Origin of the sequence: Parapusillimonas sp. JC17, assembly GCF_052180245.1 — a bacterium.
Classification (GTDB): Bacteria; Pseudomonadota; Gammaproteobacteria; order Burkholderiales; family Burkholderiaceae_B; genus Parapusillimonas.
On the sequence record NZ_CP197474.1, the window covers coordinates 2361742 to 2387652 of the forward strand.

At 61.9% G+C, this 25911-nt stretch carries 20 protein-coding genes, 1 tRNA gene and 1 pseudogene; 16 read left to right on the forward strand and 6 right to left on the reverse strand.

The window, feature by feature from the left end; translation table 11 throughout:
- Positions 1 to 21 precede the first annotated feature (21 nt).
- From ACSBPU_RS11365 to ACSBPU_RS11375, 3 genes are all read left to right on the forward strand, one after another.
- Entirely contained in the window at positions 22 to 1338 is a 1317-nt protein-coding gene (locus ACSBPU_RS11365; RefSeq protein WP_442598221.1) for an MFS transporter, read from the forward strand.
- 266 nt (positions 1339 to 1604) lie between these two features.
- Positions 1605 to 2675, forward strand: a complete 1071-nt coding sequence (gene pbpG, locus ACSBPU_RS11370) for a D-alanyl-D-alanine endopeptidase (RefSeq protein WP_442598223.1) — start codon at positions 1605 to 1607, stop codon at positions 2673 to 2675.
- A 10-nt stretch (positions 2676 to 2685) separates the two neighbouring features.
- Positions 2686 to 3519, forward strand: coding sequence for an NRDE family protein (locus ACSBPU_RS11375; protein ID WP_442598225.1), 834 nt, complete (start codon positions 2686 to 2688; stop codon positions 3517 to 3519).
- 72 nt (positions 3520 to 3591) lie between these two features.
- Here the strand turns inward: ACSBPU_RS11375 and ypfH are convergent, their stop codons facing one another.
- Positions 3592 to 4347: an esterase gene (gene ypfH, locus ACSBPU_RS11380; protein ID WP_442598227.1), complete on the reverse strand. Its 756-nt coding sequence runs from the start codon at positions 4345 to 4347 to the stop codon at positions 3592 to 3594.
- Between the two features lie 160 nt (positions 4348 to 4507).
- Between ypfH and imuA the strand changes: the two genes are divergently transcribed.
- The 4 genes from imuA to ACSBPU_RS11400 are packed head-to-tail and all read left to right on the forward strand — an operon-like array spanning position 4508 to position 10179.
- Positions 4508 to 5206, forward strand: coding sequence for a translesion DNA synthesis-associated protein ImuA (gene imuA, locus ACSBPU_RS11385; protein WP_442598316.1), 699 nt, complete (start codon positions 4508 to 4510; stop codon positions 5204 to 5206).
- Positions 5148 to 6548 carry a Y-family DNA polymerase gene (locus tag ACSBPU_RS11390; RefSeq protein WP_442598230.1) on the forward strand — a complete coding sequence of 467 codons (1401 nt, stop codon included), beginning with the start codon at positions 5148 to 5150 and terminating at the stop codon, positions 6546 to 6548. Before imuA ends, ACSBPU_RS11390 begins: the two co-directional genes overlap by 59 nt.
- 7 nt (positions 6549 to 6555) lie before the next feature.
- Complete coding sequence (locus tag ACSBPU_RS11395; RefSeq protein ID WP_442598232.1) at positions 6556 to 9696, forward strand: error-prone DNA polymerase; 3141 nt, start codon at positions 6556 to 6558, stop codon at positions 9694 to 9696.
- 27 nt (positions 9697 to 9723) lie between these two features.
- The gene (locus ACSBPU_RS11400; RefSeq protein WP_442598234.1) at positions 9724 to 10179 is read left to right on the forward strand and encodes a GatB/YqeY domain-containing protein; all 456 of its coding nucleotides are present in this window, start codon (positions 9724 to 9726) and stop codon (positions 10177 to 10179) included.
- 117 nt (positions 10180 to 10296) lie between these two features.
- Here ACSBPU_RS11400 and ACSBPU_RS11405 read toward each other — a convergent pair whose 3' ends face one another.
- A complete protein-coding gene (locus tag ACSBPU_RS11405) occupies positions 10297 to 10695 on the reverse strand; it encodes a BPTD_2524 family lipoprotein (RefSeq protein ID WP_442598236.1) in 399 nt (132 codons plus the stop codon).
- 122 nt (positions 10696 to 10817) lie between these two features.
- Positions 10818 to 11903, reverse strand: coding sequence for an alkene reductase (locus tag ACSBPU_RS11410; protein ID WP_442598238.1), 1086 nt, complete (start codon positions 11901 to 11903; stop codon positions 10818 to 10820).
- A gap of 173 nt (positions 11904 to 12076) precedes the next feature.
- Between ACSBPU_RS11410 and ACSBPU_RS11415 the strand changes: the two genes are divergently transcribed.
- Together ACSBPU_RS11415 and ACSBPU_RS11420 are read left to right on the forward strand one after the other, a co-directional pair.
- Positions 12077 to 12730 carry a potassium channel family protein gene (locus ACSBPU_RS11415; RefSeq protein ID WP_442598240.1) on the forward strand — a complete coding sequence of 218 codons (654 nt, stop codon included), beginning with the start codon at positions 12077 to 12079 and terminating at the stop codon, positions 12728 to 12730.
- A gap of 6 nt (positions 12731 to 12736) precedes the next feature.
- Positions 12737 to 14104 (forward strand): TrkH family potassium uptake protein, encoded by a 1368-nt coding sequence (locus ACSBPU_RS11420; RefSeq protein ID WP_442598242.1) that lies wholly within the window; start codon positions 12737 to 12739, stop codon positions 14102 to 14104.
- A 134-nt stretch (positions 14105 to 14238) separates the two neighbouring features.
- Here ACSBPU_RS11420 and ACSBPU_RS11425 read toward each other — a convergent pair whose 3' ends face one another.
- Positions 14239 to 14916 (reverse strand): helix-turn-helix domain-containing protein, encoded by a 678-nt coding sequence (locus ACSBPU_RS11425; RefSeq protein WP_442592270.1) that lies wholly within the window; start codon positions 14914 to 14916, stop codon positions 14239 to 14241.
- Positions 14917 to 15015: 99 nt separating this feature from the next.
- Here ACSBPU_RS11425 and ACSBPU_RS11430 point away from each other — a divergent pair, with 99 nt between their 5' ends.
- The 4 genes from ACSBPU_RS11430 to ACSBPU_RS11445 are packed head-to-tail and all read left to right on the forward strand — an operon-like array spanning position 15016 to position 21551.
- Positions 15016 to 15351, forward strand: coding sequence for a hypothetical protein (locus tag ACSBPU_RS11430; protein WP_442592271.1), 336 nt, complete (start codon positions 15016 to 15018; stop codon positions 15349 to 15351).
- Positions 15348 to 16466, forward strand: coding sequence for an NHLP bacteriocin system secretion protein (locus ACSBPU_RS11435; RefSeq protein WP_442592272.1), 1119 nt, complete (start codon positions 15348 to 15350; stop codon positions 16464 to 16466). The genes ACSBPU_RS11430 and ACSBPU_RS11435 overlap by 4 nt, the downstream gene beginning before the upstream one ends.
- Complete coding sequence (locus ACSBPU_RS11440; protein ID WP_442592273.1) at positions 16466 to 18616, forward strand: NHLP family bacteriocin export ABC transporter peptidase/permease/ATPase subunit; 2151 nt, start codon at positions 16466 to 16468, stop codon at positions 18614 to 18616. The genes ACSBPU_RS11435 and ACSBPU_RS11440 overlap by 1 nt, the downstream gene beginning before the upstream one ends.
- The gene (locus tag ACSBPU_RS11445; protein WP_442592274.1) at positions 18516 to 21551 is read left to right on the forward strand and encodes an NHLP bacteriocin export ABC transporter permease/ATPase subunit; all 3036 of its coding nucleotides are present in this window, start codon (positions 18516 to 18518) and stop codon (positions 21549 to 21551) included. Before ACSBPU_RS11440 ends, ACSBPU_RS11445 begins: the two co-directional genes overlap by 101 nt.
- 33 nt (positions 21552 to 21584) lie before the next feature.
- On the opposite strand, the gene ACSBPU_RS11450 is transcribed toward ACSBPU_RS11445, so the two are convergent.
- Both ACSBPU_RS11450 and ACSBPU_RS11455 read right to left on the reverse strand, forming a co-directional pair.
- Entirely contained in the window at positions 21585 to 23837 is a 2253-nt protein-coding gene (locus tag ACSBPU_RS11450) for a TOMM precursor leader peptide-binding protein (protein ID WP_442592275.1), read from the reverse strand.
- Positions 23838 to 23863: 26 nt separating this feature from the next.
- Positions 23864 to 24133, reverse strand: a complete 270-nt coding sequence (locus tag ACSBPU_RS11455) for an NHLP leader peptide family RiPP precursor (RefSeq protein ID WP_180071058.1) — start codon at positions 24131 to 24133, stop codon at positions 23864 to 23866.
- A 258-nt stretch (positions 24134 to 24391) separates the two neighbouring features.
- Between ACSBPU_RS11455 and ACSBPU_RS11460 the strand changes: the two genes are divergently transcribed.
- From ACSBPU_RS11460 to ACSBPU_RS11470, 3 genes and pseudogenes are all read left to right on the forward strand, one after another.
- Positions 24392 to 24468, forward strand: a tRNA-Pro gene (locus ACSBPU_RS11460).
- A gap of 217 nt (positions 24469 to 24685) precedes the next feature.
- Positions 24686 to 24832 (forward strand): annotated as a pseudogene (locus tag ACSBPU_RS11465) (DnaJ domain-containing protein); the annotation flags it as partial.
- A gap of 528 nt (positions 24833 to 25360) precedes the next feature.
- Positions 25361 to 25909 (forward strand): hypothetical protein, encoded by a 549-nt coding sequence (locus tag ACSBPU_RS11470; protein ID WP_442598318.1) that lies wholly within the window; start codon positions 25361 to 25363, stop codon positions 25907 to 25909.
- Positions 25910 to 25911 lie beyond the last annotated feature (2 nt).

Sequence of the window (25911 nt, forward strand, 5' to 3'; positions counted from 1 at the left end):
CAAAGCCAAAGCATCAGAGACATGACCAGCAGCACCACCGCTAGCGCCGGCGCTTCCGACGGCATTGAATCTCCCTACGCCTGGGCGCGGCTGGTCGTCTCGCTGCTGCTGATGACCATAGGCGGGTCGGGCATGTATTCGGCCACGGTCGTCCTGCCGCAGATCCAGGCCGAGTTCGACATCAGCCGCTCCGAAGCCTCCCTGCCCTATACGCTGACCATGATCGGCTTCGGACTGGGCAGCATGCTGATGGGCAGGCTTTCCGACCGTTTCGGTGTTTTGGTCACCATCGTCCTGGGCACACTGGGCATCAGCGCGGGCTTCATTTGGGCCGGCTCGGCGGAAAGCCTGTGGCAATACAGCCTGGCGCAGTTCCTGTTGATCGGCATGCTGGGCTCCGCCTCGACCATGACGCCGCTGGTGGCGGATACCTCGCAGTGGTTCACGCGGCGCCGCGGCATCGCGCTGGCCGTCTGCATGAGCGGAAACTATGTGGCCGGCGCGTTTTGGCCGCCCATCATGCAGCACTTCATCGATTCGGCCGGCTGGCGGCCCACCTATATCGGGATAGGCGTCTTTTGCCTGATCACCATGCTGCCGCTGGCGCTCACTTATCGGCGCCGGCCGCCCGCGCAACCCGCGGGCATGCCGCCTGCCACGCAAAAGCGCAGGCAGGCGCCCTTCATGATCGAAGCGTCCCGCTCCAATCCGGCTCAACCGCTGGGACTCTCGCCGGGCACGCTGCAGGCCTTGCTTGCAACCGCTGGTGTCGCCTGCTGCGTGGCGATGGCCATGCCGCAAGTCCATATCGTCGCCTATTGCGGCGACCTGGGCTTCGGCGCCGCGCGCGGTGCCGAGATGCTGGCGCTCATGCTGGGCCTGGGCATCGTCAGCCGCCTGGTTTCGGGCTGGATATCCGACCGCATCGGCGGTTTGCGGACGCTGCTGCTGGGCTCGGTGCTGCAAGGCGTCGCCCTGCTCCTTTTCCTGCCCAGCAATGGCCTCGTTTCCCTGTATGTGGTGTCCGCGCTTTTCGGCCTGTTTCAGGGCGGCATCGTCCCGGCCTATGCGCTGGTCGTACGCGAATACTTCGCGCCACAGGAATCCGGCTCGCGTGTCGGGGTCATTCTTACCGCCACGCTGCTGGGCATGGCGCTGGGCGGCTGGATGTCGGGCGCCATCTTCGACCTCACCGGCTCCTACCGGGCCGCCTTCATGAACGGCATTGCCTGGAACCTGCTGAACGTCAGCATCATCAGCTTCCTGTTGCTTCGGGCACGCCGGCCGGGCAAATGGGCCGTGGTGGGGTCAGACCCCACACGGGGTCTGACCCCCTGACCTATTCGCCGCAGCGGAACGGGGTCAGACCCCGTATGGGGTCTGACTCCATGACCTATTCGCCGCAGCGGAACGGGGTCAGACCCCGTATGGGGTCTGACCCCAACCCAATCCCCTGTTCATGCATACAGGATATTTTCCCATCCGCCGCCTTTTCCCCTCACGAAGCTAAAAAAAATATTAAAAAAATGATGTAACTTACTAATATAGCTGCGATTTTTCTGCTACCATCAGGCTCAATTCGATCATAAGCCCAGGTACGCGTCATGCCTCTTATCCGAAAATCACTCTTGCGCCGCATCGTCCGGCCGGCCTCTCTGGCAGTGGCGGCCGCAGTGCTTGGCTTAAACACGCCGCCCGCCGCCGCGCAAACCGCCCCTGCATCCCAGCTCATTGCCGTCAATGGCTTTGCCGTTCTCGACGGCGATCATTCCGCTCCTGGCAAAACCATCTACCGTACCCGGCTTGTCACCGCGCAGAACTTGCAGCCGGTGACATACAGCAACCCATCCTCCTCCGGCGATCCACTGAGCATGCCCGGCAGCCAGGACGAAGCCGCCATTGAAGCGCTGCCGGGCAATCTGGCCAAGCTGCGCTCCGAAGCCGTGCTAGTCCAGGACCTGGAGAGCGCTTCGGTCCTGTACGGAAAGAATGCCAATGAAGTACGCCCCATCGCATCGATCTCCAAGCTGATGACCGCGCTGATCGTGGCGGAAGCCGGCTTGCCCATGGATGAAATGCTGCAGATTTCCGAAGCGGATGTCGATCGCCTGAAACATTCCCGGTCCCGCCTTGCCGTGGGCACGCGGCTCAGCCGGGCCGACATGCTGCACCTGGCCCTGATGTCTTCCGAAAACCGCGCCGCCAACGCGCTTGGCCGATACTATCCGGGCGGCCTGGCGGCATTTGTGCGTGCCATGAACGACAAAGCGCGCGCGCTGGGGATGCGGAATACGTATTTCGTGGAACCCACGGGCCTGTCCAGCGACAATGTCTCCACGCCCAGCGATCTGGTCAAGCTTTTGCGCGCCACCAGCAAGCAGCCGCTGATTCACCGCTACACTACCGATGACAAATACGAAGTGACCGTCGGGCGCGGTCGTCAACTGGTATACAACAACACCAATCGTCTGGTCCGCAATGCGGATTGGGACATCACGGTGTCCAAGACCGGTTTCATCAACGAAGCGGGCGAATGCCTGGTCATGCTGACCCGGATCGACAACCGGGACGTGGCTATCGTGCTGCTGAATTCCTCGGGACGCTATTCCCGCATCGGCGACGCCGTCCGTATCCGCAATCTGGTGGAAAACGAAAGCAAGCTCGCCATGCTTTGATGGCGGCAAGATGTGCATTGCTTATCTGGCGATTGCCGCCCACCCCGACTGGCCGCTCTTCATTGCGGCCAACCGCGACGAATTCCATGCGCGTCCAAGCAAGCCGGCCGCACCCTGGGATGACCATCCGAAAATCATAGCGGGCCTAGACCTGCAGGCGCAAGGAAGCTGGCTGGGGCTCAGCCGCAGCGGCAAGTTCGCGCTCGTCACCAATTATCGCGACCCGGCATCCGTCATGCCCGACGCACCGTCGCGCGGCGACCTGGTCCGACGATTTCTCACCAGCCCGATTGCTCCTCGGGACTATGCATGCGGGCTGGAAAGCGAAGCGTCGGCCTATAACGGTTTCAATCTCATCGTGGGCGATCGGGTCTCTGCCTGGTATCTGAGCAATCGCGGATCGGGCTCGGCAACCAAGCTGGGGGCCGGCCGGTATGTGCTGTCGAATCATCTGCTTGATACGCCCTGGCCCAAGGCGCAACGCCTGCGCGAGGCGCTGGACACACTGCCCATGGCGCAGCTTGATACATCGCTCACGCCGATTTTTGAAATTCTTAAGGACACGAGCATCGCAGGCGATGAGGACCTGCCCGACACCGGCCTGGCGCTCGATCGCGAGCGCCTGCTCAGCAGCGCCTTCATCATCAGTCCCGAATACGGCACGCGGTGCTCCACCATCGTGGCCATCCATGCCAGCGGCCGCGCTCTTTTCAGTGAACAGAGCTACGACGCGGCGGGGCGTCCCACCCAGCGGCATGATTGGCCGTTCTGTCTTGGAGAGGACCAGGCCTGGAATGGGGTACGAGGGGTCAGACCCCATACGGGGTCTGACCCCGCCCTGTAACGGGTCTGATTCCATTTGCATGATACGAGGGGTCAGACCCCGTACGGGGTCTGACCCCATGCCTGCGAAACGTCAATGCAAGGTATTGTTGCCGCTGCCGGACGAACGCTGCTCGAGCGCGTTCATGGCGTCTTCCCAGCTTCGTAAAGGCACGCAGGTCTGCAGGCGTACGATCGCCTGCTTGATCAAGGCGTCATGAAGTTCGTGACCGATGCGCGAGGCGACATCCAGGGTCGCGTCGCCCTGCAATTGGCCCAAGCGCACCAAGGTGGACTCGACCTGGTCAACGGACACCTGCTGGTCGCTGGCGCCATGAAAGAAATGCAGGACGGTGGCTGGGGGAACCGAAACCGGCGGCTTGGCATACAGCCCTGAAAAAGCCAGTACACGGCCAGCCAGGCCATGTTCGGCCTGGCTGGCTTCGAGCGCCATGGAGGCGCCTTGCGAAAATCCCGCCAAAGCCGTCTGCTGGCCTTCCAAACCGAATCGTTCCTGGATTTCGCGGATCTGCCGGATCAGCAAAGGGACTTTTTGTTCGACGCGGCTGGCATAGTTGCTTTCCTGCAAACCGATGGGATCGATCCAGTGATAGCCCGCAATTCCCTGTTTTCCATCCGCTGCGGAGCCATCGTCCGCCATGATGTTCTCGAACGCATAGGGAAGAACCACCATGGACATGGGGAATGCCTGCTTGATGGCATCAGCGAGCGGAAACAGCTGTTCCGGCGAGGCGGCTTCGCCATGCAGCAATACAAACAGCAGCTGCGGCTTGCCTTGCCTGGGAACGAAGATGAGTGGATCGGGGCCTCGGGGCGTATTGATAACCATAAAACAACTCCTGCACCACGTTGGCTAGACATCAGTAATCTGAAAATTGTACGCCAGCGGGCGAACGGCAAGCACTAGCACTCAAAAATACTGTATATTTGAACAGTATAAATATCTGTACGCCAAAGCCTGAATGACTCCCATCAACCATCCGCCTCCTGTGCAGAACCCGGAAGGCATCCACCCGGCGCTCTGGCGTGGAACACAGCTGGCGCAAGCCGGCCGCCCCACCCTTTCCACCGGATTTGAATCGCTGGATGCCGAGCTTCCCGGTCATGGCTGGCCCATGGGCGCGCTCATCGAACTCATGCCCCGGCAAGCCGGCATCGGTGAGCTCTTTCTGTTGCAGCCCGCCCTGGCCGGGCTGGATGCCGGTCGCAGCGTCATTCTTCTATGTCCTCCGTACACGCCGCAATTCCATTGCTGGGTCAACTGGGGCCTGGAAAACCGTCGGTTGCTGTGGGTCGCGCCCAAAACGCCATCCGACACCCTCTGGGCCGCCGAAACCATACTGCGGCACAATGCCTGCGGCGCCTTGTTGTGCTGGGCGGCCATGCCTCGCGCGGCCTTGCTGCGCCGCCTGCATCTAGCCGCCCAGCAAAGCGACACGCTTTTCGTGCTCATGCGTCCGCCCGCCGCCTTGCAGCAAGCCAGTGCCGCAGTCCTGCGCCTGCTTCTGCAGCCTCTGCCCCAGGGCATCGAAGTCCACATCAAAAAACGCCAGGGCCCCCAGGCAAGCCGGCCCGTTTCTCTTTCCCTGTACGGCCCACGGCTTCCCGCGCCCCGTGCCCCCTCCGATCATGTCCCTCTGGATCAGCCTCTACCTGCCGTCCTGTCCGCCCGCCGGCATCTCGCCTGACACTGCCTGCCCAGCGGCCCATGCGGATCATATGCCGGCCTTGCAGCCCGCCGGCGCACCCGAGGCCGCCCTGGCGCTGCTGCAATACACTCCGAACGTGGCTTTTTTCGACGAAGACTCCATTCTTCTCGAAGTCCAGGCCAGCCTGAGTCTTTTCAAGGGGGCACGCAACCTGTGCCGGCTGATCCGCGACAGCCTGCGCAAATTGGGCATCGGCCACGCTCGTCTCGGCATGGCGCCCACCGCGCTGGCTGCCTGGCTATTCGCCAGCCGGGCGGCCGGGCCGATCCGCCTGTTCGGCACCAGAAGGCTGCCACGGCAACTGGATCTTCTTCCGGCTTTTTCATTGCCGTCCGTCCAGCCTTATCGCGACTGGCTCGAAGGCATAGGCTGCCGCAGCCTGGGGCAATTGCGCCGCCTGCCTCGCAAGGGACTGCAGCAGCGCAGCAGTCCAGAAGTAGTCCGGGAACTCGATTTTGCCTATGGTGCCGCAGAGCAGCACTTCACCTGGTTCCAGCCGCCTTCCCGATTTGCCCAGCGCCATGAGCTCATCGAACGATTGGAGCACACCCATGCCATCCTGGCCGTCGCAAAGCGGCTCATCGAACAATTATGCGGCTGGCTGCAAGCCCGCCAGGAAGCCGGCAGCGAACTCACGCTGTTGCTGCACCACGAAAAAGGACGGCATGCCCGGCCCCCTTCCAACGTCACGCTGCGCCTGTCGGAAGACGCCTGGCGGCCCGAGGACTTCACCCACGTACTGGCCGAGCAACTGCATACCTTGTCGCTTCCCGCAGCGGTCATTGCCGTAGAGCTCATCGCCGAAAGCAGCCGTCCTCGCACACCCGCCAACGCCGGGCTGTTTCCGGAGCCCGGGCAGTGGCAACGCCAGGAAAGCCGGCTGCTGGATCTCCTGCAAGCCCGCCTGGGACCCGAGCGTGTCCGGCAGCCGGCGCCCAGCGCCCACTACATGCCCGAACAAGCCAATTTGTGGCGATCCGTCCAGGCCGCCACCTCGCCCCGTCCATCCCACGCGGAACAGGCACAGCCAAGCGAACTCCCCCCACCCCGCCTGGCCGTGCAGGCCCGCCCATTCTGGCTGCTGCCCTCCCCCCAGGCCCTGGCCATGAAAGGCGATCGGCCTGTCCATCAGGGTCGGCCACTGCGCCTGGTCCATGGCCCAGAGCGACTGGAAACCGGCTGGTGGAGCCTTCACGGCCACGAAAAGCGCGATTACTTCATCGCCCAGGATGCGCAAGGGGCGCGCTACTGGCTATATCGCCTGCGCGAACCGCGCGCGGCCCAAGAAACCGGCTGGTTCCTGCACGGTTTTTTTGCCTGAGGCCGACATGCTTGCCGACTACGCGGAACTGGACTGCATTTCGAATTTTTCGTTCCTTAAAGGCGCTTCGCATCCCGAGGAACTGGTGGCCAGGGCCGCCCATCTGGGCTACCAGGCGCTGGCCCTGAGCGACGAATGTTCGCTGGCCGGCGTGGTCCGCGCGCATATCGAAGCCAAGAAACAAAAGCTGAAGCTGATCATCGGCAGCCGATTCATCATCGAAGGCATGGAGATCATCGTCCTGGCCCGCAACCAGAAAGGCTACGGCGATCTGTCGGAGTTCATCACCCTGGCGCGCAGACGCAGCGGAAAAGGCCAATACCAACTCAGCCTTGGCGACGTGACCCATCCGCCTTCCGGTTACGAGCACCTGAAGAACCTGCCCGATTGCCTGGTCATGTTCAAGCCTGGCTACGATCCGGATCCCCACGAACTTCGGCGGCAGCTGCCACGTCTCCTGCAGGCATTCCCGGGACGGCTGTGGCTCGGGCTGGCTCTGCATCACCACCATGCCGACAGCCGGCATCAGGCCAAACTGACGCAAGCCGCCCAAGACTTCGGCATACGCCTGGCGGCCGCGGGCCAGGCCGAAATGGACGTGCGCTCGCGCCAGCCCTTGCACGACACGCTGGCCGCGATCCGCTTGAAGACCCCCATACAGGCTTGCGGCTACGAACTCAAGCAGAATGCGGAGCATTACCTGCGCGGCCGCATGCGGCTGATGCAAGCCTATCCGTCCGAAGCGCTGGCCGAAACCGTATTCATCAGCCGGCTATGCTCGTTCAACCTGGACGATATCCGTTACCAGTATCCTCGGGAGATCGTGCCCGAGGGCATGACTGCCTCGGCTTACCTGCGCCAGGAAACGTTCGCGGGCGCCCGCCGGCGCTATCCACAAGGGATCAGCGACAAAGTCTACAGCCAGCTGGAAAGCGAGCTGGCCATCATCGCCACCCTGGAATACGAACCCTACTTCCTGACCGTCTACGACATCGTCACGTTTGCCAGATCCAGGAACATCCTGTGCCAGGGCCGAGGCTCGGCCGCCAATTCCGCCGTCTGCTACTGCCTGGGCATTACCGAAGTCAATCCTGAAAACGGCAATTCCCTCTTTGCTCGTTTCATCAGCCAGGCACGCAAAGAACCGCCCGACATCGATGTGGATTTCGAACACCAGCGGCGCGAAGAAGTCATTCAATACATCTACGAAAAATACGGCCGCCACCGGGCCGCCCTGACTGCGGTCGTCAGCACCTACCGTACTCGCAGTGTGCTGCGTGACACCGGCAAGGCGCTGGGCCTGCCCGCCGACCTGATCGACGGCGTGGCAAAATCATGCAAGTACTGGGACGGCTCTCATCACCTGCTCGATAAAATGGCGCAGCATGGCCTGCCGGCGGACTCGCATCTGGCCAAGCTATGGTGCAGTCTGGTCGGCCAGATGCTGGACTTTCCCCGCCATCTTTCCCAGCATCCCGGCGGTTTCGTCATTGCCCGCGACAACCTCTGCCGGATGGTGCCCATAGAAAACGCCGCCATGCCCGATCGCAGCATCGTCCAGTGGAACAAGGACGACCTGGACGCCATGGGCATGCTGAAAGTCGACGTCCTGGCCCTGGGCATGCTGAGCGCCCTGCAACGATGCCTCGCGCTGGTGTCGCAGCGGCGCGGCGAGCCTTTTTCCCTGGAAAATATTGAATCGGACGACGGCAAGACATTCGACATGATCACGCGGGCCGATACCGTGGGCGTGTTCCAGATCGAATCGCGCGCGCAAATGAGCATGCTGCCCAGGCTCCAGCCCAAGGAATTCTACGACCTCGTTGTTCAAGTTGCCATCGTGCGCCCCGGCCCCATACAGGGCGGCATGGTCCATCCCTATCTGCGCCGCAGGCAAGGGGTGGAAAAGGTCGCCCCGCTTACACCCGAGATCGACAAGGTCCTGGAGCGCACCATGGGCGTGCCCATCTTCCAGGAGCAGGCCATGCAGATCGCCATGGTCGGTGCGGGCTTCAGCCCCGACGAGGCCGACCAGCTCAGGCGCTCGATGGCCGCCTGGCGGCGCCGGGGCGGCGTGGAGCATTTTCGCGAACGCCTCATCCAGGGTCTGGTGGCTAACGGCTGCGATGAGGATTTCGCGGAAGGCATCTTCCGCCAGCTCGAAGGCTTCGGCGAGTATGGCTTCCCGGAAAGCCACTCGGCCAGCTTCGCCAAGCTGGCCTACCTCAGCGCCTGGCTGAAGTGCCACGAACCGGAAGCCTTCCTGGCCGCATTGCTGAACTCGCAGCCCATGGGCTTCTACTCTCCCAGCCAATTAGTGCAAGATGCCAAGCGGCACGGTGTCGAGGTATTGCCCGTCGACATCATGCACAGCGACCTGGACGCCACGCTGGAACCCATGGAGCCTCACACCGCCCAGCCGCCCGGCACACAGGCCAGGCCGGCCGTCAGGCTGGGGTTCAACCTGGTCAAAGGCCTGTCCGACGATGCGGCCCTGCGCATCCAGGGTGAACGCCTGGCGCATCCCTATGCCGACATCCACGACCTTGCCACCCGCGCGAACCTGAACCGCGGGGACATCGACGCGCTTGCAGCGGCCGGCGCGCTGCGCTTCCTGAGCGGCCATCGTCGCCAGGCCCGCTGGCAAGCCGCCGTCCCGATCCAGAAAGGCCTGCTGCGCAATGCCCCGCTGCGAGACAACGATCCGGTGCAACTGCCTCGGCCCAGCGAGGGCGAGGAAATCGTCGCCGACTACCGGTCCATGGGGCTGTCCCTGGGTCGCCACCCTTTGTCGCTGCTGCGTCGCGAACTATCCGCGCGGCGCTTTGAAACCGCTGAAACGCTGCGGCAAGATTATCCCGACCGCCGGCTGGCCAGAGCCTGCGGCATCGTGACCGGCCGGCAGCGCCCGGGGACGGCAAAGGGAACCATCTTCGTCACCCTCGAGGACGAAACCGGAAACGTGAACGTCATTGTCCAGGCGGACTTGGCACAACGCCAGCGCGCGGAACTGGTGCAGGCTCAACTGATGGGCGTCTATGGTGTGTGGCAAAGCCATCAAGGCGTTACCCATTTGCGGGCCAGCCGGCTGGTGGACCTTACCCCGCTACTGGGCAGGCTGCGCACCCGCAGCCGCGACTTCCATTAAAATAAATGCTTTAACCAGGATGTCATCATGAGCAACTCGCTCAAGCCCCAACTCGCCGACGCCGTGAAAGCCGCGATGCGCGCCAAGGACTCCGCCCGCCTGGGCACATTGCGCTTGCTGCAGGCCGCCATCAAGCAAAAAGAGGTCGATGACCAGCGCGAACTCAGCGACGCGGACATCACCGCCATCATTGAAAAACAGGTCAAACAGCGCCGCGAATCCATCGCCGCTTTCGAGCAGGCCGGCCGCACTGAAACCGCCGAGCAGGAAAAAGCCGAAATGGCCGTCCTGCAGGAATTCCTTCCCCAGGCCGCCGCGCCGGAAGAAGTCGAGGCAACCATTGCCTCGGCCATCGCCGAAGTGCAAGGCCAGGGCATCAGCGGCGCTCCCGCCATGGGCAAGGTCATGGCCATCGTGAAGGCCGCGCTTGCCGGCCGCGCCGACATGTCGGCCGTATCGGCTCAGGTGAAAGCTCGGCTTTGAGGGGTGGCTTTGAGGGGTCAGACCCCATTCGGGGTCTGACCCCGTTTCTCAGGTCTGTTTTGATATGCCCGGGGTCTTACGCCCGGGGTCAGACCCCGCATGGGGTCTGACCCCCTCTTACTTATAAGCCACGCACACCGACGTATCGATCATCACCGACTGGCGCATGGCGTTGAGCGCGGAACCGTCCCACGGACTGTGGCCCCACACGGTATGGGTCACCTGCGTGTTGCGGGCGTCGATGGCCTTGAGCTCCGTCCGCGCGACTTCCACGCCCAGGGGGCTGCGCACGGCCACGAGCCCCGTCTGCATGGCGGGGTCGACCTCGGCAAAAACATCGTAATGGCCTTTTCCACGCAGGCATTCATCAGCTTGGTTCTGAACACGAAGGTATACCGTCTGGTAGCTGCGCGGAACCGTATAGCTCACGGTTGGAGAATCCGCCCCTTGCTGTATGCCCATTGCGCATCCCGACAAGCAAACCGCCACCCCAATACTGACTGCTAGCGTTCTCACACCGCCTCCTGAAAATGAATGCCTTGCCTGATCCCGCTCTGAATGCTGCGGGAACCGCGTACTGGCCACGATCAAAAGTTAGCACGGCTTGTGTGCGGCGGGAAAGCTTTTTGTGCCGCGCCTCAGGAGCAGGTCTCTTTCACCAGGGAAGACGCGCTGCCCAGGCAGGGATAATCCGTGTAGCCCCGGCAGCCCTCGGTGTAAAAAGTCGCCGAATCCCAGTCATTGAGGGGCGCTCCCGTTTTGAACCGCGCAACCAGATCGGGGTTAGCGATGAAAGGCTTTCCAAAAGCCACGGCGTCGGCCAAACCGCTTGCGACGACGCTCTGGGCCCGGGAAAGACCGTAGCCTTCATTCGCGATCACGGGGCCGCCGAACAACTGTCGGATCTCGGCGGTGAGACTGTCATCGCCCAGATATTCGCGCGTGCACAAAAAGGCGATTTCCCGACTGCCCAATGCGCGAGCCACGTAGGAAAACAAGGCTCTGGGATCTGAATCCGACATGGAATGCGCATCGCCCCGCGGCGACAGATGCACACCCACCCTGCCCGCGCCAAGCACGCCAACGCATGCATCCACGATCTCGAGCAGCAGGCGAGCTCGGTTCTCGATCGAACCGCCGTATTCGTCGCTGCGGTGATTGCTGCCATCATGCAGGAACTGATCGATGAGATAGCCATTGGCGGCATGGATTTCCACCCCGTCGAAGCCGGCTTCCCAGGCATTGCGCGCCGCCTCGGCAAAGTCGCCGACAATGCCGGGGATTTCTTCGGTATGCAGTGCGCGAGGCACGACATACGGACGCTTGGGCCGGATGAGGCTGACATTGCCCTCGCAGGCAATGGCGCTCGGCGCCACGGGAATTTCGCCATTCAGGTATTCCGGGTCGGATACGCGCCCCACGTGCCAGAGCTGGAGGAAAATCTTTCCGTGCTTCTCGTGGACCGCGCGGGTAATCTTTTTCCAGCCTTCGACCTGTGCGCTGCACCATATTCCGGGTGTCGCCGGATATCCCACGCCTTGGCGCGAGACCGATGTCGCCTCGGACAAAATCAAGCCGGCTGTTGCACGCTGCGTGTAGTACATGCGCATCAAGTCGTTGGGAATCCTGCCTTCGGAAGCGCGATTGCGTGTCAGAGGAGCCATCACGATCCGATTTTTCAGTGTTACCGCCCCCAAGTCGATGGGGTCAAACAAACTTGCCATATTCATCACTATTGAATGGTTCCAGGCCGAATCGCCCGGAAAAGAGCTGCGAAAACAGCACAGCAAAATGAATAAATAATATGTCTATAAGGGTTTTTACCAGAATTTGAGTTAATTTCGCAATCCGGCTATTGTATTAGCCACTTCGTCACCAAGCGCTCTGAGTGAAACCCATGGGACAGTTTGCAGTAATCGGACTGGGCCGCTTCGGCTCGGCCGCCTCTCTTGAACTCATGAAAATGGGGCATTCCGTACTCGGCGTGGACACCAATCCCAAAATCATAGACAAGCACGCCGACCAGATCACGCACGCCGTCATCGCCGACGTCTCGGACCGAGCCGCGCTCGAAGAGCTGGGCCTGAACAATTACGACGTCATCCTGGTGGCCATCGGGGAAGAGGTTCAAGCCAGCCTGCTGTGCGTGGTCCATTTGAAATCCCTGGGCATACAGCCCATATGGGTCAAGGCGACCTCGCACGCCCAGCACCTTATCCTAAGCAAACTGGGCGTGGACCGCATCATTCACCCCGAAGAGGAAATGGGCATACGCGTGGCGCAGGCACTGAGCTATCCCATGGTGAACGACTACATCTCCATCGGGAACGGCGAGTTCGTCGTGGAAATCGACGTCAGCGAGCACCTGGAAGGCACCCCCTTGAATCAAGTCCTGAAAGACGGGAAGGAGTCCTTGCACGCACTGCTGGTGAAGCGCAGGACGCAGGTCACCGTGCATCCTCCCGGCGACTTCACGCTGCAGGCCAAGGACGTGCTCGTGCTGCTGGGACAACTGTCGGCATTGAAAACCATTGCTCCCAAGCTTGCCTGACATTTCATGCGTAACTGGCTGCCCCTGCAGGGCTATCAAACCTACAAGCGCATCAAGCGCACGGGCATGCTGCGCGCCAGCCCGCCCGTCATTCTGGCCGCGGGCTTCTTCGCACTGATCCTGCTGGGCACTTCGCTCCTGAATCTGCCGATCGCGCAAAAGCAGCCCATCAACCTCTTCGAAGCCTTCTTCATGGCGACGTCGGCGGTGACCGTCACCGGCCTGACTGTCTTCGATCCCAGTACGATGCTTACCGCCTTCGGGCAAATCGTGCTGATTTCCCTTGTGCAACTGGGCGGCCTGGGGTTCGTTACCTTCGCCGTGCTTGCCGCCATCACGCTGGGCAAGAAAATGAGCCTGCAGCATCAGGCGCTGGCGCTGGAAGCATTCAATCAGACCAGCGTCTCGAAGATCCAGCGCACGGCGCTGTCCGTCATCAAGATATCGTTGTGCATAGAAGGCATTGCCGCACTGGCGCTGACGCTATGGTGGTGGCGCGAGTTTCCGCTTTCCACCGCGATGCCCCAGGCCGTCTTTCACACCATCGCCGCCTTCAACAACGCCGGGCTTTCCCTCTTTCCCTTCAGCCTGGCCCGCTTCGTGGATGATCCCGTGACGATACTGGTGATCACGGGCAGCATCATCCTGGGCGGGATAGGCTTCACCGTGCTCAGCGATGTCTCGCACAAGAAACGCTGGGCCACGCTCATGCCGTATACCAAGCTCATGCTCGTGGCGACCCTGGCGCTCAACCTCGCCGGCTTTGCCGCGATATGGCTGCTGGAATTCAACAACACCGCCACATTGGGAGCGCTGCCTTTCCATGGCCAGGCGCTCGCGGCCTGGCTGCAAAGCGTGACTGCGCGAACCGCCGGCTTCACCAGCATAGACATCACCCAGCTGCATGACAGCACCAGCCTGGTGCTCATGCTGCTCATGTTCATCGGCGGCGGTTCGCTGAGCACGGCGAGCGGGATCAAGGTGGGCACGTTCATCGTGCTGCTCGCGGCGGTGCATTCGTATATTTTCCACCGCAAAGAAGTCGTGCTGTTCAAGCGATCGATTTCGCCGGATACCGTGCAAAAGTCGCTGGCCCTGCTTTTGGTCACGAGCGCCTTGATATTCACCGGCACGCTGCTCATGAGCATCTTCGAGCAGGCGCCCTTTCTTACCATCTTGTTCGAGGTGGTGTCGGCCGTCAGCACGACCGGACTCAGTCGTGACTTCACGCCGCACCTGAGCGCGCCCAGCCAGGCGCTGCTGACCATCCTGATGTTCGTGGGCCGCATCGGACCTCTGACGCTGGTCTACAGCCTGGCCACCCAGAAACGCAGCCGGATCCGCTATCCGGAATCGGAATTTCAGGTGGGATGAGTGTTTTGAGGGGTCAGACCCCATTCGGGGTCTGACCCCAATCCAACCAAGTGAGGTCTGACCCCGATTCAATTAGGCGGGGGCGGACCCCGATTCGGCCTGGCGGGGTCAGACCCCGAATGGGGTCTGACCCCTTATCCCACCTGCGCCAGCCGGCTGGCAAGGACTGCCGCCTTGCCGCGGTTGCTGACTTCCAGCCGCTCCAGAATGGAGCTGACATGGTGGCGCACCGTCCATTCTGAAATATCCAGCCTGCGGGCGATTTCTTTATTGGCAAGCCCTTCGGCCAGCAGCACCAGGACCTCTGCCTGGCGCTGTGTCAGTCCGAGCTTCATGAGGCTTTCCGTGCTGGGAGTTTCTTGCAGGGGCTCGGGCTCCGGTCCGCCGGTCGATTGCGCCGCATCGCGCAAACCGCGGATGAGCTCCATGACGACATCGCGTTGATCGAGCGCCGCCTCGATGCGCGTGTCGTCGCTTTCCTGTCCGGGCTGGGCGTCGATGGCGACGAACCAGTTGGCGGTGATGCCTCGCTCTTGCACGGATACGACCATCAACGGAGATTCATGGCTTCCCGGGGCGACCACGCCGGCGCACTTTCGCTCCGGGCCTGCCTCCCGCAGGCTCACGTCCGCTACGGTCAGCTCCTCGGCCTCGTCCAGGCGCCTGTCGGCGATCCGCCTCAATTCGGCCGGATCGCCGCCGCTATACAGGGTCGTGCTGCCATGCAGTCCGGTCAGGATGTGTTGCAGGGCTTCACGGATACGAGGATGATCATCGGCAATGATCAACAGTTTTTTCTTGGGTATGGCCATATAAAACAAAACCGGCTGTTCGACTCTCGTTTACAATATCAAACATATATCGCAGAAATTTTACGTCGATCCCCGGGTTAAGCATTTTTGGGAATGTATATGCGGCAAAACAATGTGCCAGCCGACCACGGCGCCCTGCGGCAATTTGCAGAACGGTTCCGCGACGATACCGCCTTTCATGAACTGGTCCGCAATGATACCAGCGCAGCGCTTGCGGCCGTCGGCATACGCGTACCCAGTGGCGTGCAGGTCAGCTATGCGCCGGACGCAGCAAGCGCCATCAGCATGGCGCTGGATCGAGCGGCGCCCCATGCCGCCCCGGGCGGCATCCTGGACGACAGCCTGCTGCTGGAAGTGGTGGGCGGCACCAGCCAGCGTGCAAGCCCCGAAGAAATCAGGCAATTCGTGGATTTGCTCAAGCACTATAGCGCATGAGCGGCCTGTTTCGGCAAGCAGCCCTCGAAAAGATCTCCAACCCCGACCAGCTCGATCGCGCGCTCAAAGTCGTCCGCCCCTTGCATGGCATCGGCATTGCAGCCATTGCCCTGGTCGTCCTGGCCGGACTGGCCTGGGGCATTCTTTCCTCGGCGCCGGTTACGGTGCGTGGACAAGGGATATTGCTGTCCGCCGCTGGAGTGGCGGTAGTCAGCTCGCCCGGCGATGGTCATGTCGAAGCCGTACTGGTCGAACCGGGCGAACTCGTCAAGAAAGGCCAATTGGTGGCCCTGCTGACTCGCCCCGCCAGCCTGGACACCATCACCGCCAAGCAGGCCGAGCTGCAAGGTGCCCAGGGCCTGCTGGAACTGCGGCAGTCCAACCAGGCCTTGCGTCAGCGCATGCGGCAGGAACTGCAGCAGGACGCCGGGCGGTTGGCTGCGGCCGACGACATCGAACTCGCGCTCCGCCATTTCGACGACGAAGCACAAAGAGAACAGGACATCCTCGAGGCAAGGCTTCGGGTCCAGGCTCTCGAGCGCGAATTGGCCAACATGGAACGCGACTACGAGCGCAGCCGCAGCCTGATCGCGCCGGTGGACGGCACGGCAGTCGAACTGAGCGTCAATCCGGGCGATCTCGTCACCACCGGGCAGATCGTCATGCGCCTGCTGACGGCCAATGCCCAGGGCCAGGACCATTCTCTGCATGCCATCGTCTTCGTGCCCAATGAGGATGGCAAGAAAATCAAGGTAGGCATGGACGCCCAGGTCATGCCGTCGACCACCACGCCGCAAAAAGACGGGTTCATGCAAGGCAAGGTACTTAGCGTCGCCAAAATACCATCCAGCCGCGAAGGCATCATGCGCCGGTTGAAGAACACCACCCTGGTCGACACCCTGCTCAAGACAGGAGCCCCCTTCGAGGTCGAGCTGAAACTGGAAACCGACCCGTCTTCGTATAGCGGTTATAAATGGTCCTCGGGCAAGGGTCCGGACATCAGCATAGACGCGGGCACCATCGCCTGGGCGGACATGGTCGTTGAACGGCGCCGCGTCATCAGCCTCGCCCTCCCCTTCTTCGATCACCTGTTCCGCTGGACGGGAGCGCGCTGATGGCGACGGCGCGGCGTGTCAAAACGCCCACCATCCTGCAAATGGAGGCACTGGAATGCGGCGCCGCCGCGCTCGCCATGGTGCTGGCCTATCACGGCCGGTGGGTGCCGCTCGAGGAATTGCGTGTGCTGTGCGGTGTTTCTCGCGACGGCAGCAAGGCGCTTAACCTGCTCAAGGCCGCGCGCAAGCTCGACCTGCAGGCAAAAGGCATGCGGCTGGAGCCTGACGAGCTGAACGGCATCGCCCTGCCCGCCATCCTGTTCGTCGACATGAATCATTTCGTGGTCCTGGAAGGCATGCAGGATGGATTCTTTCACCTGAACGATCCAGCGGTCGGCCGGCGCAAGGTAAGCGCCGCCGACTTCCACACCATGTTCAGCGGCATCGCGCTCGTCTTCGAGAAAACCGATGCCTTCCAGCCCGGAGGATCGCCCCGGCGCACGCTGTTTGCGCTGGGCGGTCTCCTGCGGGAATCGCTGCCCGCCCTGGCGGCCGTGGTGGCCGCCGGCCTGCTGATGGTGCTCATCTCGCTGGCCACACCGGCCTTCAATCGGGTATTCATCGACTACATACTGATCGAGCGCCTGCATGACTGGCTTGGCCCTTTGCTGACGGCCATCGGCATCGCCGCACTGGCCCTGGCCGGCGCCTGCTGGCTGCGCCTGCATCTGGCCGCCCGGCTGCGCATCAAACTGGCGCTGGTGCTCGGCGGCCGCTTAAGCTGGCATATATTGCGCTTGCCGTCGCTGTTCTTCACGCAGCGCCATAGCGGCATGGTCAGCGCCCGCTTGCCGCTTGCCGAACAGATCGCCGACCTGGCTTCGCAGCAAATGGCGCAACTGGTCGTAAGCATCGCCACCCTGATTTTCTTCACGGCCCTGATGCTGCAATATCATGTGGCGCTCACCCTCATCTGCATCTCGATGGCAGCCGCCAATGCCGTGATGTTCGGCTGGCTGCAACGGCGCCTGGGCGAATCCGCGGAAAGCATTACGCTGCATGCGGTGAAAATGGACGGCAAGATCATGCAGGGTTTGCAGATGATCGAAACCCTCAAGGCCACCGGCGCGGACCAGATATTCTTCTCCAAGTGGGCCGGCCTGCAGGTGCTTTTCGTGAACGCGCAACAAAAAGTGGCGCATATGCAGACCTTGCTGAGCGCCTTGCCGACATTGACCGGCGCGCTGTCCAGTGCGCTGGTCATTTCCCTGGGCGGCCTGTTCGTCATCGAAGGAGAGCTCAGCCTGGGCATGCTGGTCGCATTCATCATCATCGTCGGGTCGTTCACCGCGCCGGTCAACGAACTGCTCAACATCGCCACCGCGGTACGCGATGCCCAAGGCCCATTGGCTCAGGTGGACGATACCCTGCGCCACCCCGTTGCAAAAGAATTCGCCCAGCCGCCTGCGGACGGCCATCGCGTTCGTTCCCACCTGTCGGGCAGTGTGGTCCTGCGCGGCGTCGGTGTGGGCTACTCGCCTCTGGACCCTCCACTCATCCAAGGGCTCGACCTGGCCATGCAACCGGGCAGCCGCATCGCACTCGTGGGGGGCTCGGGAAGCGGCAAGACGACCGTGGCGCGCCTGATTTCCGGGATGCTGGACCCATGGACCGGCGAGATTCTTTTCGATGGCCGGCCCGCCGGGCAATGGCCCCGTGAATTGGTGCGCCGCTCGCTGTCCATCGTCGACCAGGAAATCGTGCTGTTCGAAGGGACCGTGCGAGACAACCTCACCCTGTGGGATGACTCCATGCCGCTGGAGCGCGTGATCCAGGCCGCCAAGGACGCCATGATCCACGACGTCATCATGGCCCGCCGAGGCGGCTACGACAGCCTGGTGCAGGAAAACGGACGCAACTTCAGCGGCGGGCAGCGCCAGCGACTCGAGATTGCGCGCGCGCTCGCCGGCAACCCTAGCGTGCTGATCCTGGACGAGGCCACCAGCGCGCTGGACACCATCAGCGAAAAAGACATCATGTCCAATCTGCGTCGGCGCGGCTGCACCTGCATCATCATTGCCCATCGCTTGAGCACCATCCGCGACTGCGATGAAATCATCGTGCTGGACCAGGGAAGAGTCCTGGAACGCGGCACGCACGAACAACTCATGCGTCGAAACGGCACGTATCGTGGACTCATCGAGAACTGACCCCTTCGCCTCATGCGGCCCCGGGCTGCGGGCATTGCTGGATGCGTCCGGCCCGCCGCTGGCGGTCGCCGGCAACACGCCGTTCCCGCTGGATGAAACGGATACATGCTGGTGGCTGGAACGCGGATGCATAGAATTGTTCCTCGTCGAGATCCGCAATGGCGAGCCGCATGGCCAACGGCATCACTTCGCGAGCATCCAGCCCGGCACGCTGCTTTTCGGCCTGCCACAAGAAGAGGCGCCGGGCCCGGGCGCGTTCGTCGTGCTGGCCGTCCCGCACGTCGATACCGAAGTGCGACGCATCGCGCTGGCGCAGCTGCGCGCAGCGCCGGCGGCCGCCGTACCGGACTTGGCTGGAGCCGTGGATCATTGGATAGAAGCAGTCAGCGCCGGGCTGGCCCGGTGGGCCGCGCCCAGTCCCGTCATTCATCAATCCATACAGCCGGATACAGCCTTCGCCATGGCGACCAACACCCGCATCGCCAGCGGAGGCGGGATTGTCTGGCTCGATGTTCCGCGGCATGCCGCGCTGTTCCTGAGCACGCAGGAATTGCCCGCCGGTCCGGACCGGTGCCTGGTTCCCCTGAGCCGCAGCAGTTGGCTGCAAGCCAGCGAGCCGCTGGAACTGCTGGGCTGCGACAGCGTGCGGCTGCTGTCCGGAAATCTTTTATGGGCAGGCCTGGAAACCCTGCACCGCTTGCTGATTCCCACCGCAAGACTCAACCTGATGCTGGCCACAGTGGACGAGCACAATCGCCTGCGCCAACGATCGGATTCCGCTCGGCGGGAGTGGCGGCAGGGCTTGGGCGCACTCCAGAACGTACTTGAATCCGGCATCGCCGGCAATGCCTTGCTCGACGACCGGCAGCCGGCCCTGGCGCTCGCCCTGCAGGCGGTGGGTCGCCATGAGGGCTTTGACGTCCGTCTGCCGGCCCGCCGCAGGCAACGGGATGAAGACGAAGCGCCCGGCCTCGAGGCCATCGTCCAGGCCAGCGGATTGCGGTCGCGCCTGGTCGCTCTGGATGCCGGCTGGGAACGCTACGATACCCAAGCCATGCTCGGCTTTGCCAAGGACGACGGCAGGCCGCTCGCCATTTTGCCGCAGGCCCATGGCGAATTGCAGGTCTTCGATCCCAAGCGCCGGCAAACCTTGCGGGGCCGGGATGCCCTGGCATTGCTTGCGCCCACCGCATATGCATTCACAGCCCCGCTCCCCTCCCGGAAGCTGGGCTGGCGGGCACTGTCCCGCTTCTCGCTGGCGCGCGGCTGGCGCGATCTGTGCGCCTTCCTGCTGACCGCCTTGTTCGGCGGCTTGCTGGCCATGGCGGTTCCCATCGGGTCCGCCTATCTCATCGATACGGTCATTCCCGGGCATGACCGCAACCACCTGCTGCAGGTCGGCCTGATTCTTGCCGTGCTGGGAATCACCACCTTCATCATGTCCTATGTCGGCGGCATCGCTTTCAGCCGTTTCCAAAGCCGCACGGCTCCCGCTCTCCAGGCGGCCATCGTCGACAGGCTGCTGCGCCTGCCCGCCCGTTTCTTCCGTCATTTTTCCGCCGGCGATCTGGCCGTGCGCGCAACCGCCATCACGCACATCGACCAATTGGTCTCGAGCAGCGCCGCCCAAGCCCTGATGGGCGGTGTCTTCGCCATCTTCAGCTTTGCGCTGCTGCTGTACTACGACTGGCGCCTCGGCCTCTGGGCCGCCCTTCTCACCGCCATCTACACCATCGCCACGCTGGCCTTGATATGGATGCAATTGCGCCACCAGCGCCATTTGGCGCAGAACGAGGGTGCGTTACAAGGCCTGTCGCTGCAGATGGTGACGGGCATCTCGAAGATACGCCTGTCGGCCTCCGAAGACCGCGCGTTCGCCCGCTGGGCGACATTGTTTTCCAGATCGCAGACCCTCCGGAATTCGGCGGCCGCCTACCAGAACATGCAAACCGCGCTGAACAGCCTGTTCGGCCTGGCCGCGCTCTTCCTGTTCTTTCTGGTCCTCGGGACATACCGCGATCCCGGCCAGGCGGACGTGCTGGCGGTAGGCGGTTTCGCCGCATTCCTGGCCGCCTTCAATCACTTCAGCGGCAGCATCACGCAAATGACGCAAACCGCGGCCGGCCTGATGGCCGTCCAGCCGCTGCTGGAACGCGCGCTGCCCATTCTCTCGGCCAGCCCTGAAACCGCCGACGACAAGGACGATCCGGGCACGCTTTCCGGGACCGTGGAAGTCACGCAGTTGTCTTTCCGCTATGCGCCTGACGCTCCGCTGGTGCTGGACGACATCACGCTATCCGCGCGGGCGGGCGAGTTCGTGGCCATCGTCGGCGCTTCCGGCTGCGGCAAATCGACCTTGCTGCGGCTGCTGCTGGGCTTCGAGGCCGCTGAAACCGGAGGCATATTGCTGGACGGACAGGACATGCGCGAGCTGGACATCCTGGCCGTGCGCCGACAGATGGGCGTTGTGCTGCAGAACAGCCATCCCATACCCGGATCGCTATATGAAAACATAGTCGGCACCACCCGTGCCGGCCTGGACGACGCCTGGGACGCCGCCAGGAAAGTCGGCCTGGCCGAAGACATCCGGCGCATGCCCATGGGCATGCATACCGCGGTAACCGAAGGCGGTTCCCTGTCGGGCGGCCAGATACAGCGCCTGATGATTGCCCGCGCCATAGTAGGTCAGCCACGGATCCTGCTCCTGGACGAAGCCACCAGCGCGCTCGACAATCGGGCACAAGCCGTGGTCACCGACAGCCTGGACCGCCTGTCTATAACGCGGATCGTGATCGCACACAGACTGAGCACCGTGGCGAAGGCCGATCGCATCTATGTCATGGACGCCGGCCGCGTAGTCGAACAAGGCAACTACGAACAGTTGATGAGCACGGACGGACACTTTGCCCGGCTGGCGGCTGCCCAACTGCTGTGACGGCCGGCCTGCCGGGCGACACCATGCTCAAGGCTACATGAACATGGGGATCGGATTCAGCTCGTCTTCGGTGCGCGCCTCGGGAAGCCAACCCATGGCCACCGGTACGTCGTACAAGCGCCCGCTTCCGTAACGCGCCCAGAAATGGCGCAGGCCGGGCACGATGACCTTGACCGCCGGCAGCCCCGTATCGGCGCGAGTCTGATCCAGAACGAGCACCTCCATGCCGCGCTGTTCCACAATGCGCCGGCAATGCGTGATGTCCTGCAGCAAATCGCCGCTGTGGCGTATGGGAAAGTCATCCGGGCGCTTCATCGGCACGCCGGCGGCGGGCGCCAGATAAGTTTGATTGTCCAGCGTCGCGGTGGTGAGCCAAGCCACGGTTTCCTCGTCTTCCAAGCCTGGATGATTGCCCCCTCGGCCATCTTGTGCCAGCCCCAGCATCTGGTTCATCTCTGCACAGGCACGCTGCAGGGCGATGCGCGCATCCAGGTGACAGCCGAACCCAAACAGAATCTGCTCCTGCGTGGCATGCAGCCGGCGCGACAGTGCCGCGAACACCGGAATGCCAAGGTCGCTGGTGAGGTCCAGCACCCATGCCTCCCGCCCGATCGACGCATAATGGTCGGCCAGCGCTTTCGGATAAGCCAGCTCCACATCCCGCATGGACGCGCCGGGCTTGCGTAATCGGTTGTACCACCACAAGGCAATCGCATCGCGCTCCACCAGCTCGAGAAAACCCTGCAGGACAGCCTCCTCGAGGTTGTTGCCGGACGCATTGCCATTCGAACAGCCAACGGCATAGAACGCATCGCAAACAGTGCTTGCCGGGGATCCGCAATACACCAATTGCGTGGGCAGGTAGCGGCGCCGCTGATGCGTCAGGGACCACACGGGGGTCCAGTCGATCGGCAATGTTGCGTCCAGAGGCTCCGGCACCCAGTTGAACATCGACTTCCTGTCATTCCATGCTTTGCGTTCGGCCAATTGGCGCTCGCTGTAAAGCATGACCTGATTGGGATGGATCGCATCGTCGCCGTAGTGCCGCTGCATCTCGAGATAGCTGTCGGTAATCACCACTTCGTCGCCCCGCCGTTCGCAGGAATAGCGCTCGATGGCCTCGCACAGGGCGCTGACCTTGGCCTGCATGTCGGACATTCCCTTGCCGCTGCTGGCCGCACGCAGGCTGCGCTTCAGGAAATCGAGGCTGCCCATCCGGAACGCCCCGTTGTGTCCCGCCACGTAGACGTGCGCGATGTCTCCGTCTTCATGCACCCGACGCAGCTTCGTCACCACGCCGGTGATCGGGCTGATCAGGTGCCGATATTTTTCGAAGGTTTGCTCGGGCGGCACGCTGCGGTACCCGCCGTCCTGCAGGCAAGCCGTGGGGCGCGGCACCAGCATCAATGGTCGAGGCATGGATGATGCCGCCATTCCACATGCCGTACAGCACGGATTGCGCCGTAGCGGATGATGCAGCGTGGTCCAGTTGCGGGTATCGATGCTGAGCACCTCATGCCGCAACACGGACGCCCCACCCGCCAGGAACTTTGCGATCTCGACCGCCAGCAGTTCCGCCGCCATCGCCAGCGTGGCGGGCAGCGCGGCCTTGCCGATTATCGGCGGATCAACCTGGCCACGGCGTTCGGCGATGAAACGATGCACGACCCGGTTGCGCGCAAGGTAGTGGGCAAGGCAGCGGTGGCAGGCTGCATCGCCTGGTGCATACAACGGCCCAAGCCAGGGCTCATGGCCGCCCGGCCGGGCCACCAGCCAGGCTTGGCCGGCCACCCGCATCGACGTGTCGACGTCCGCCAGTTCACGGCGTTGATAATCATCGGTGAGCACGACCGCCAGGTCGGCACGCTCGATGCCGATCTGAACGCCAAGCCGTTCCAAGGCCTCGCGCAGCGGTGCCACGCTGACGTTGCCGACCGCATGCAGGCTGACGCATTTCTGCTGCAGGGCCTGGCTAACGGTGCCGCGCACCAGGCCGATTCCGTCCCAGAATGCGGCTTCGGCGGGTGCCAGGGTCGGCTCCGCCTCGGTGATATGGCCGTTTTTTTCAAGCAACGCAAGAGCATAATGCACATGCGTTCCGTCGAATTGCGGCGCCAGTGCCGCCACCAGTTGCGGGACGCTGTGCGCCCCATCCAGCAACGGCGCCAAGTGCTCGTACAAGCGGCCATGCAAGGCCCTGGTCGTGTCTTCAGAGAGCAGCAGCACGCCTTCGCCCGGCAGTATCTCCACCAGCAACTGCGCTTTGAATACCGGATACCGGATCACTTTAAGCTATGCCGGCCGGTGCGACCTTACCAGGGTGAACGGTTCGTGGTAAACGAGTAATAGCCCCCCACCACATTCGCCAAGTCCTGTTCGGACAATTCCGTCGGCCTGGGCGGAATCACCAGCGTACGCTGGCCCACGGTGTCTTCCACCGCGTTGAAGGTGACGCCGTCCGGCACATCGATGCCTTCGGCCTTCATCGCGGCAACCGGATCGGACAATAGTTGCTGCTTGAAGCCCTCGTCGGCCCAGGCCTTGGCGATCAACTGCTGATATTGCATGGTTTGGTCGTTCATCAGTTAGCTTCCGAATGTAGGGAGAGGAACAGCAGGCTTAACAAAATGCAACGTGCAAAGTGTAGCAAAGCGAAGCGCCCGCCGACATGGCTCTCTTTGACTATCGAGATATGCGCTTCAGCGCCGCGAACACGATCACATTGTCAGGCAAACATCCCACACGAAAAAAATATTGTGCTATAGTTACGGTCTTCGCAACACGGCATACGCCGCAAGCGATTTGCAGTGAAATGCTAAGGGCTTTTAAGCCGTTAGTTTCGGGGCGTAGCGCAGCCTGGTAGCGCACTTGCATGGGGTGCAAGGGGTCGCGAGTTCGAATCCCGCCGTCCCGACCAATAAAATCAAGGGCTTACAGCTTAATTGCTGTAAGCCCTTGTTCATTAAAAGCTTGGTGCCAATTACACCAAAAAGCGCTACCAAAAAACAAGGCCTAAGGCTGCCTACTGATGTTAGGCAATCTTCGTTATGAAATACGTGGTAACGTTTACTCGTCAGGTTTAAAAAGTTTGGTGCTAATGCACAAAACTTAGCAAAAGTATTTGGCCAAAACGTATGGCAGAACGCTATCACACCCATTATGACAACTTGAAGGTTGCAACCGATGCGCCCCCAGCGGTCATTCGTGCCGCATACAAGGCGTTATCCCAGCAGTACCATCCAGACAAGAATCCGGACGACCCCCGCGCTACACGAATCATGGCGATCATCAATGCTTCATACGAAGTACTCTCGGATCCGGAAAGGCGCAAACAGCATGACGCTGATATTGCTCGAAATGCGCATCGGAAAAATGAGCATCCTCAAGGTCAGCCACAACCAAGCCATAGGCCCCAATCTTCTTCTACACCATCGCCTTTTGCGTCCGGGACACCCCATAGCGGACAAAAGAGCCCCCAATCGGCGCCAGAGGCACGGACGACAGGGAGCCGATCCATCAGATTCGGGTGGGTGTGGATAATTGTTGCTGTCCTGGGAATTGGCCATCTGTTAACTGACAGGTACCGGTCGGCACAGAAGCTGCAACCGCAACCGGCCGAAAACATGAAGTCGACTTATAACGACCCGCAACGTGCCCACCCGTCTACGCGATACGGCTCTACTCCTCCAGCCCCCACTCTTGCACTGCCTCCTCCATCTGTCATCCCGACCGACGTGGCTGGACGGGTATCGGCTCAAGCGTTGAATATACGCACAGGACCTGGTGTCGAACACCCGGCGATAGGCAAGTTGAAATTTGCCGAACGTGTCACCATTGCAGGCCCAGAAACCAATGGCTGGGTCTTTGTTACTACGCGTTCTGGCAGCGGGTTCGTCAATAAAGCTTACTTGCTGACTGGTGACCCAAATGCCACTCTTCTTGCTCTTTGCCCGCCTGATCACCCCCCACCAGCTAACGGTACCGTGCTTGCTAAAAGCCTAAATGGAGAACACGCTCTTACCATTACCGCGCCGATAAGCGTCCCAGCCCTAATTAAGCTCAAGGATCGCGACGGCGCTACGGCGTTTCTCGGGTATGTAGATGCAGGCAGAACCATTACCTTTAATGGCATTCCGGATGGTAGCTACCAAGCTTGGTTCGCCACCGGTTCGGCATACAGTCGAAAATGCGAACAGTTCATTGATGCACCCGCCGTGACTTTCGATCCGAACTTTATCAAGTATCAAATCGAATCCACTGGCTTCCGACAGTATGCTGCGACCCACATGACTTACCGGCTGCAGCGAACAACGGGCGGAAACTTCTCACCATCCAGCGCTCAATCTGAAGATTTTTAGTC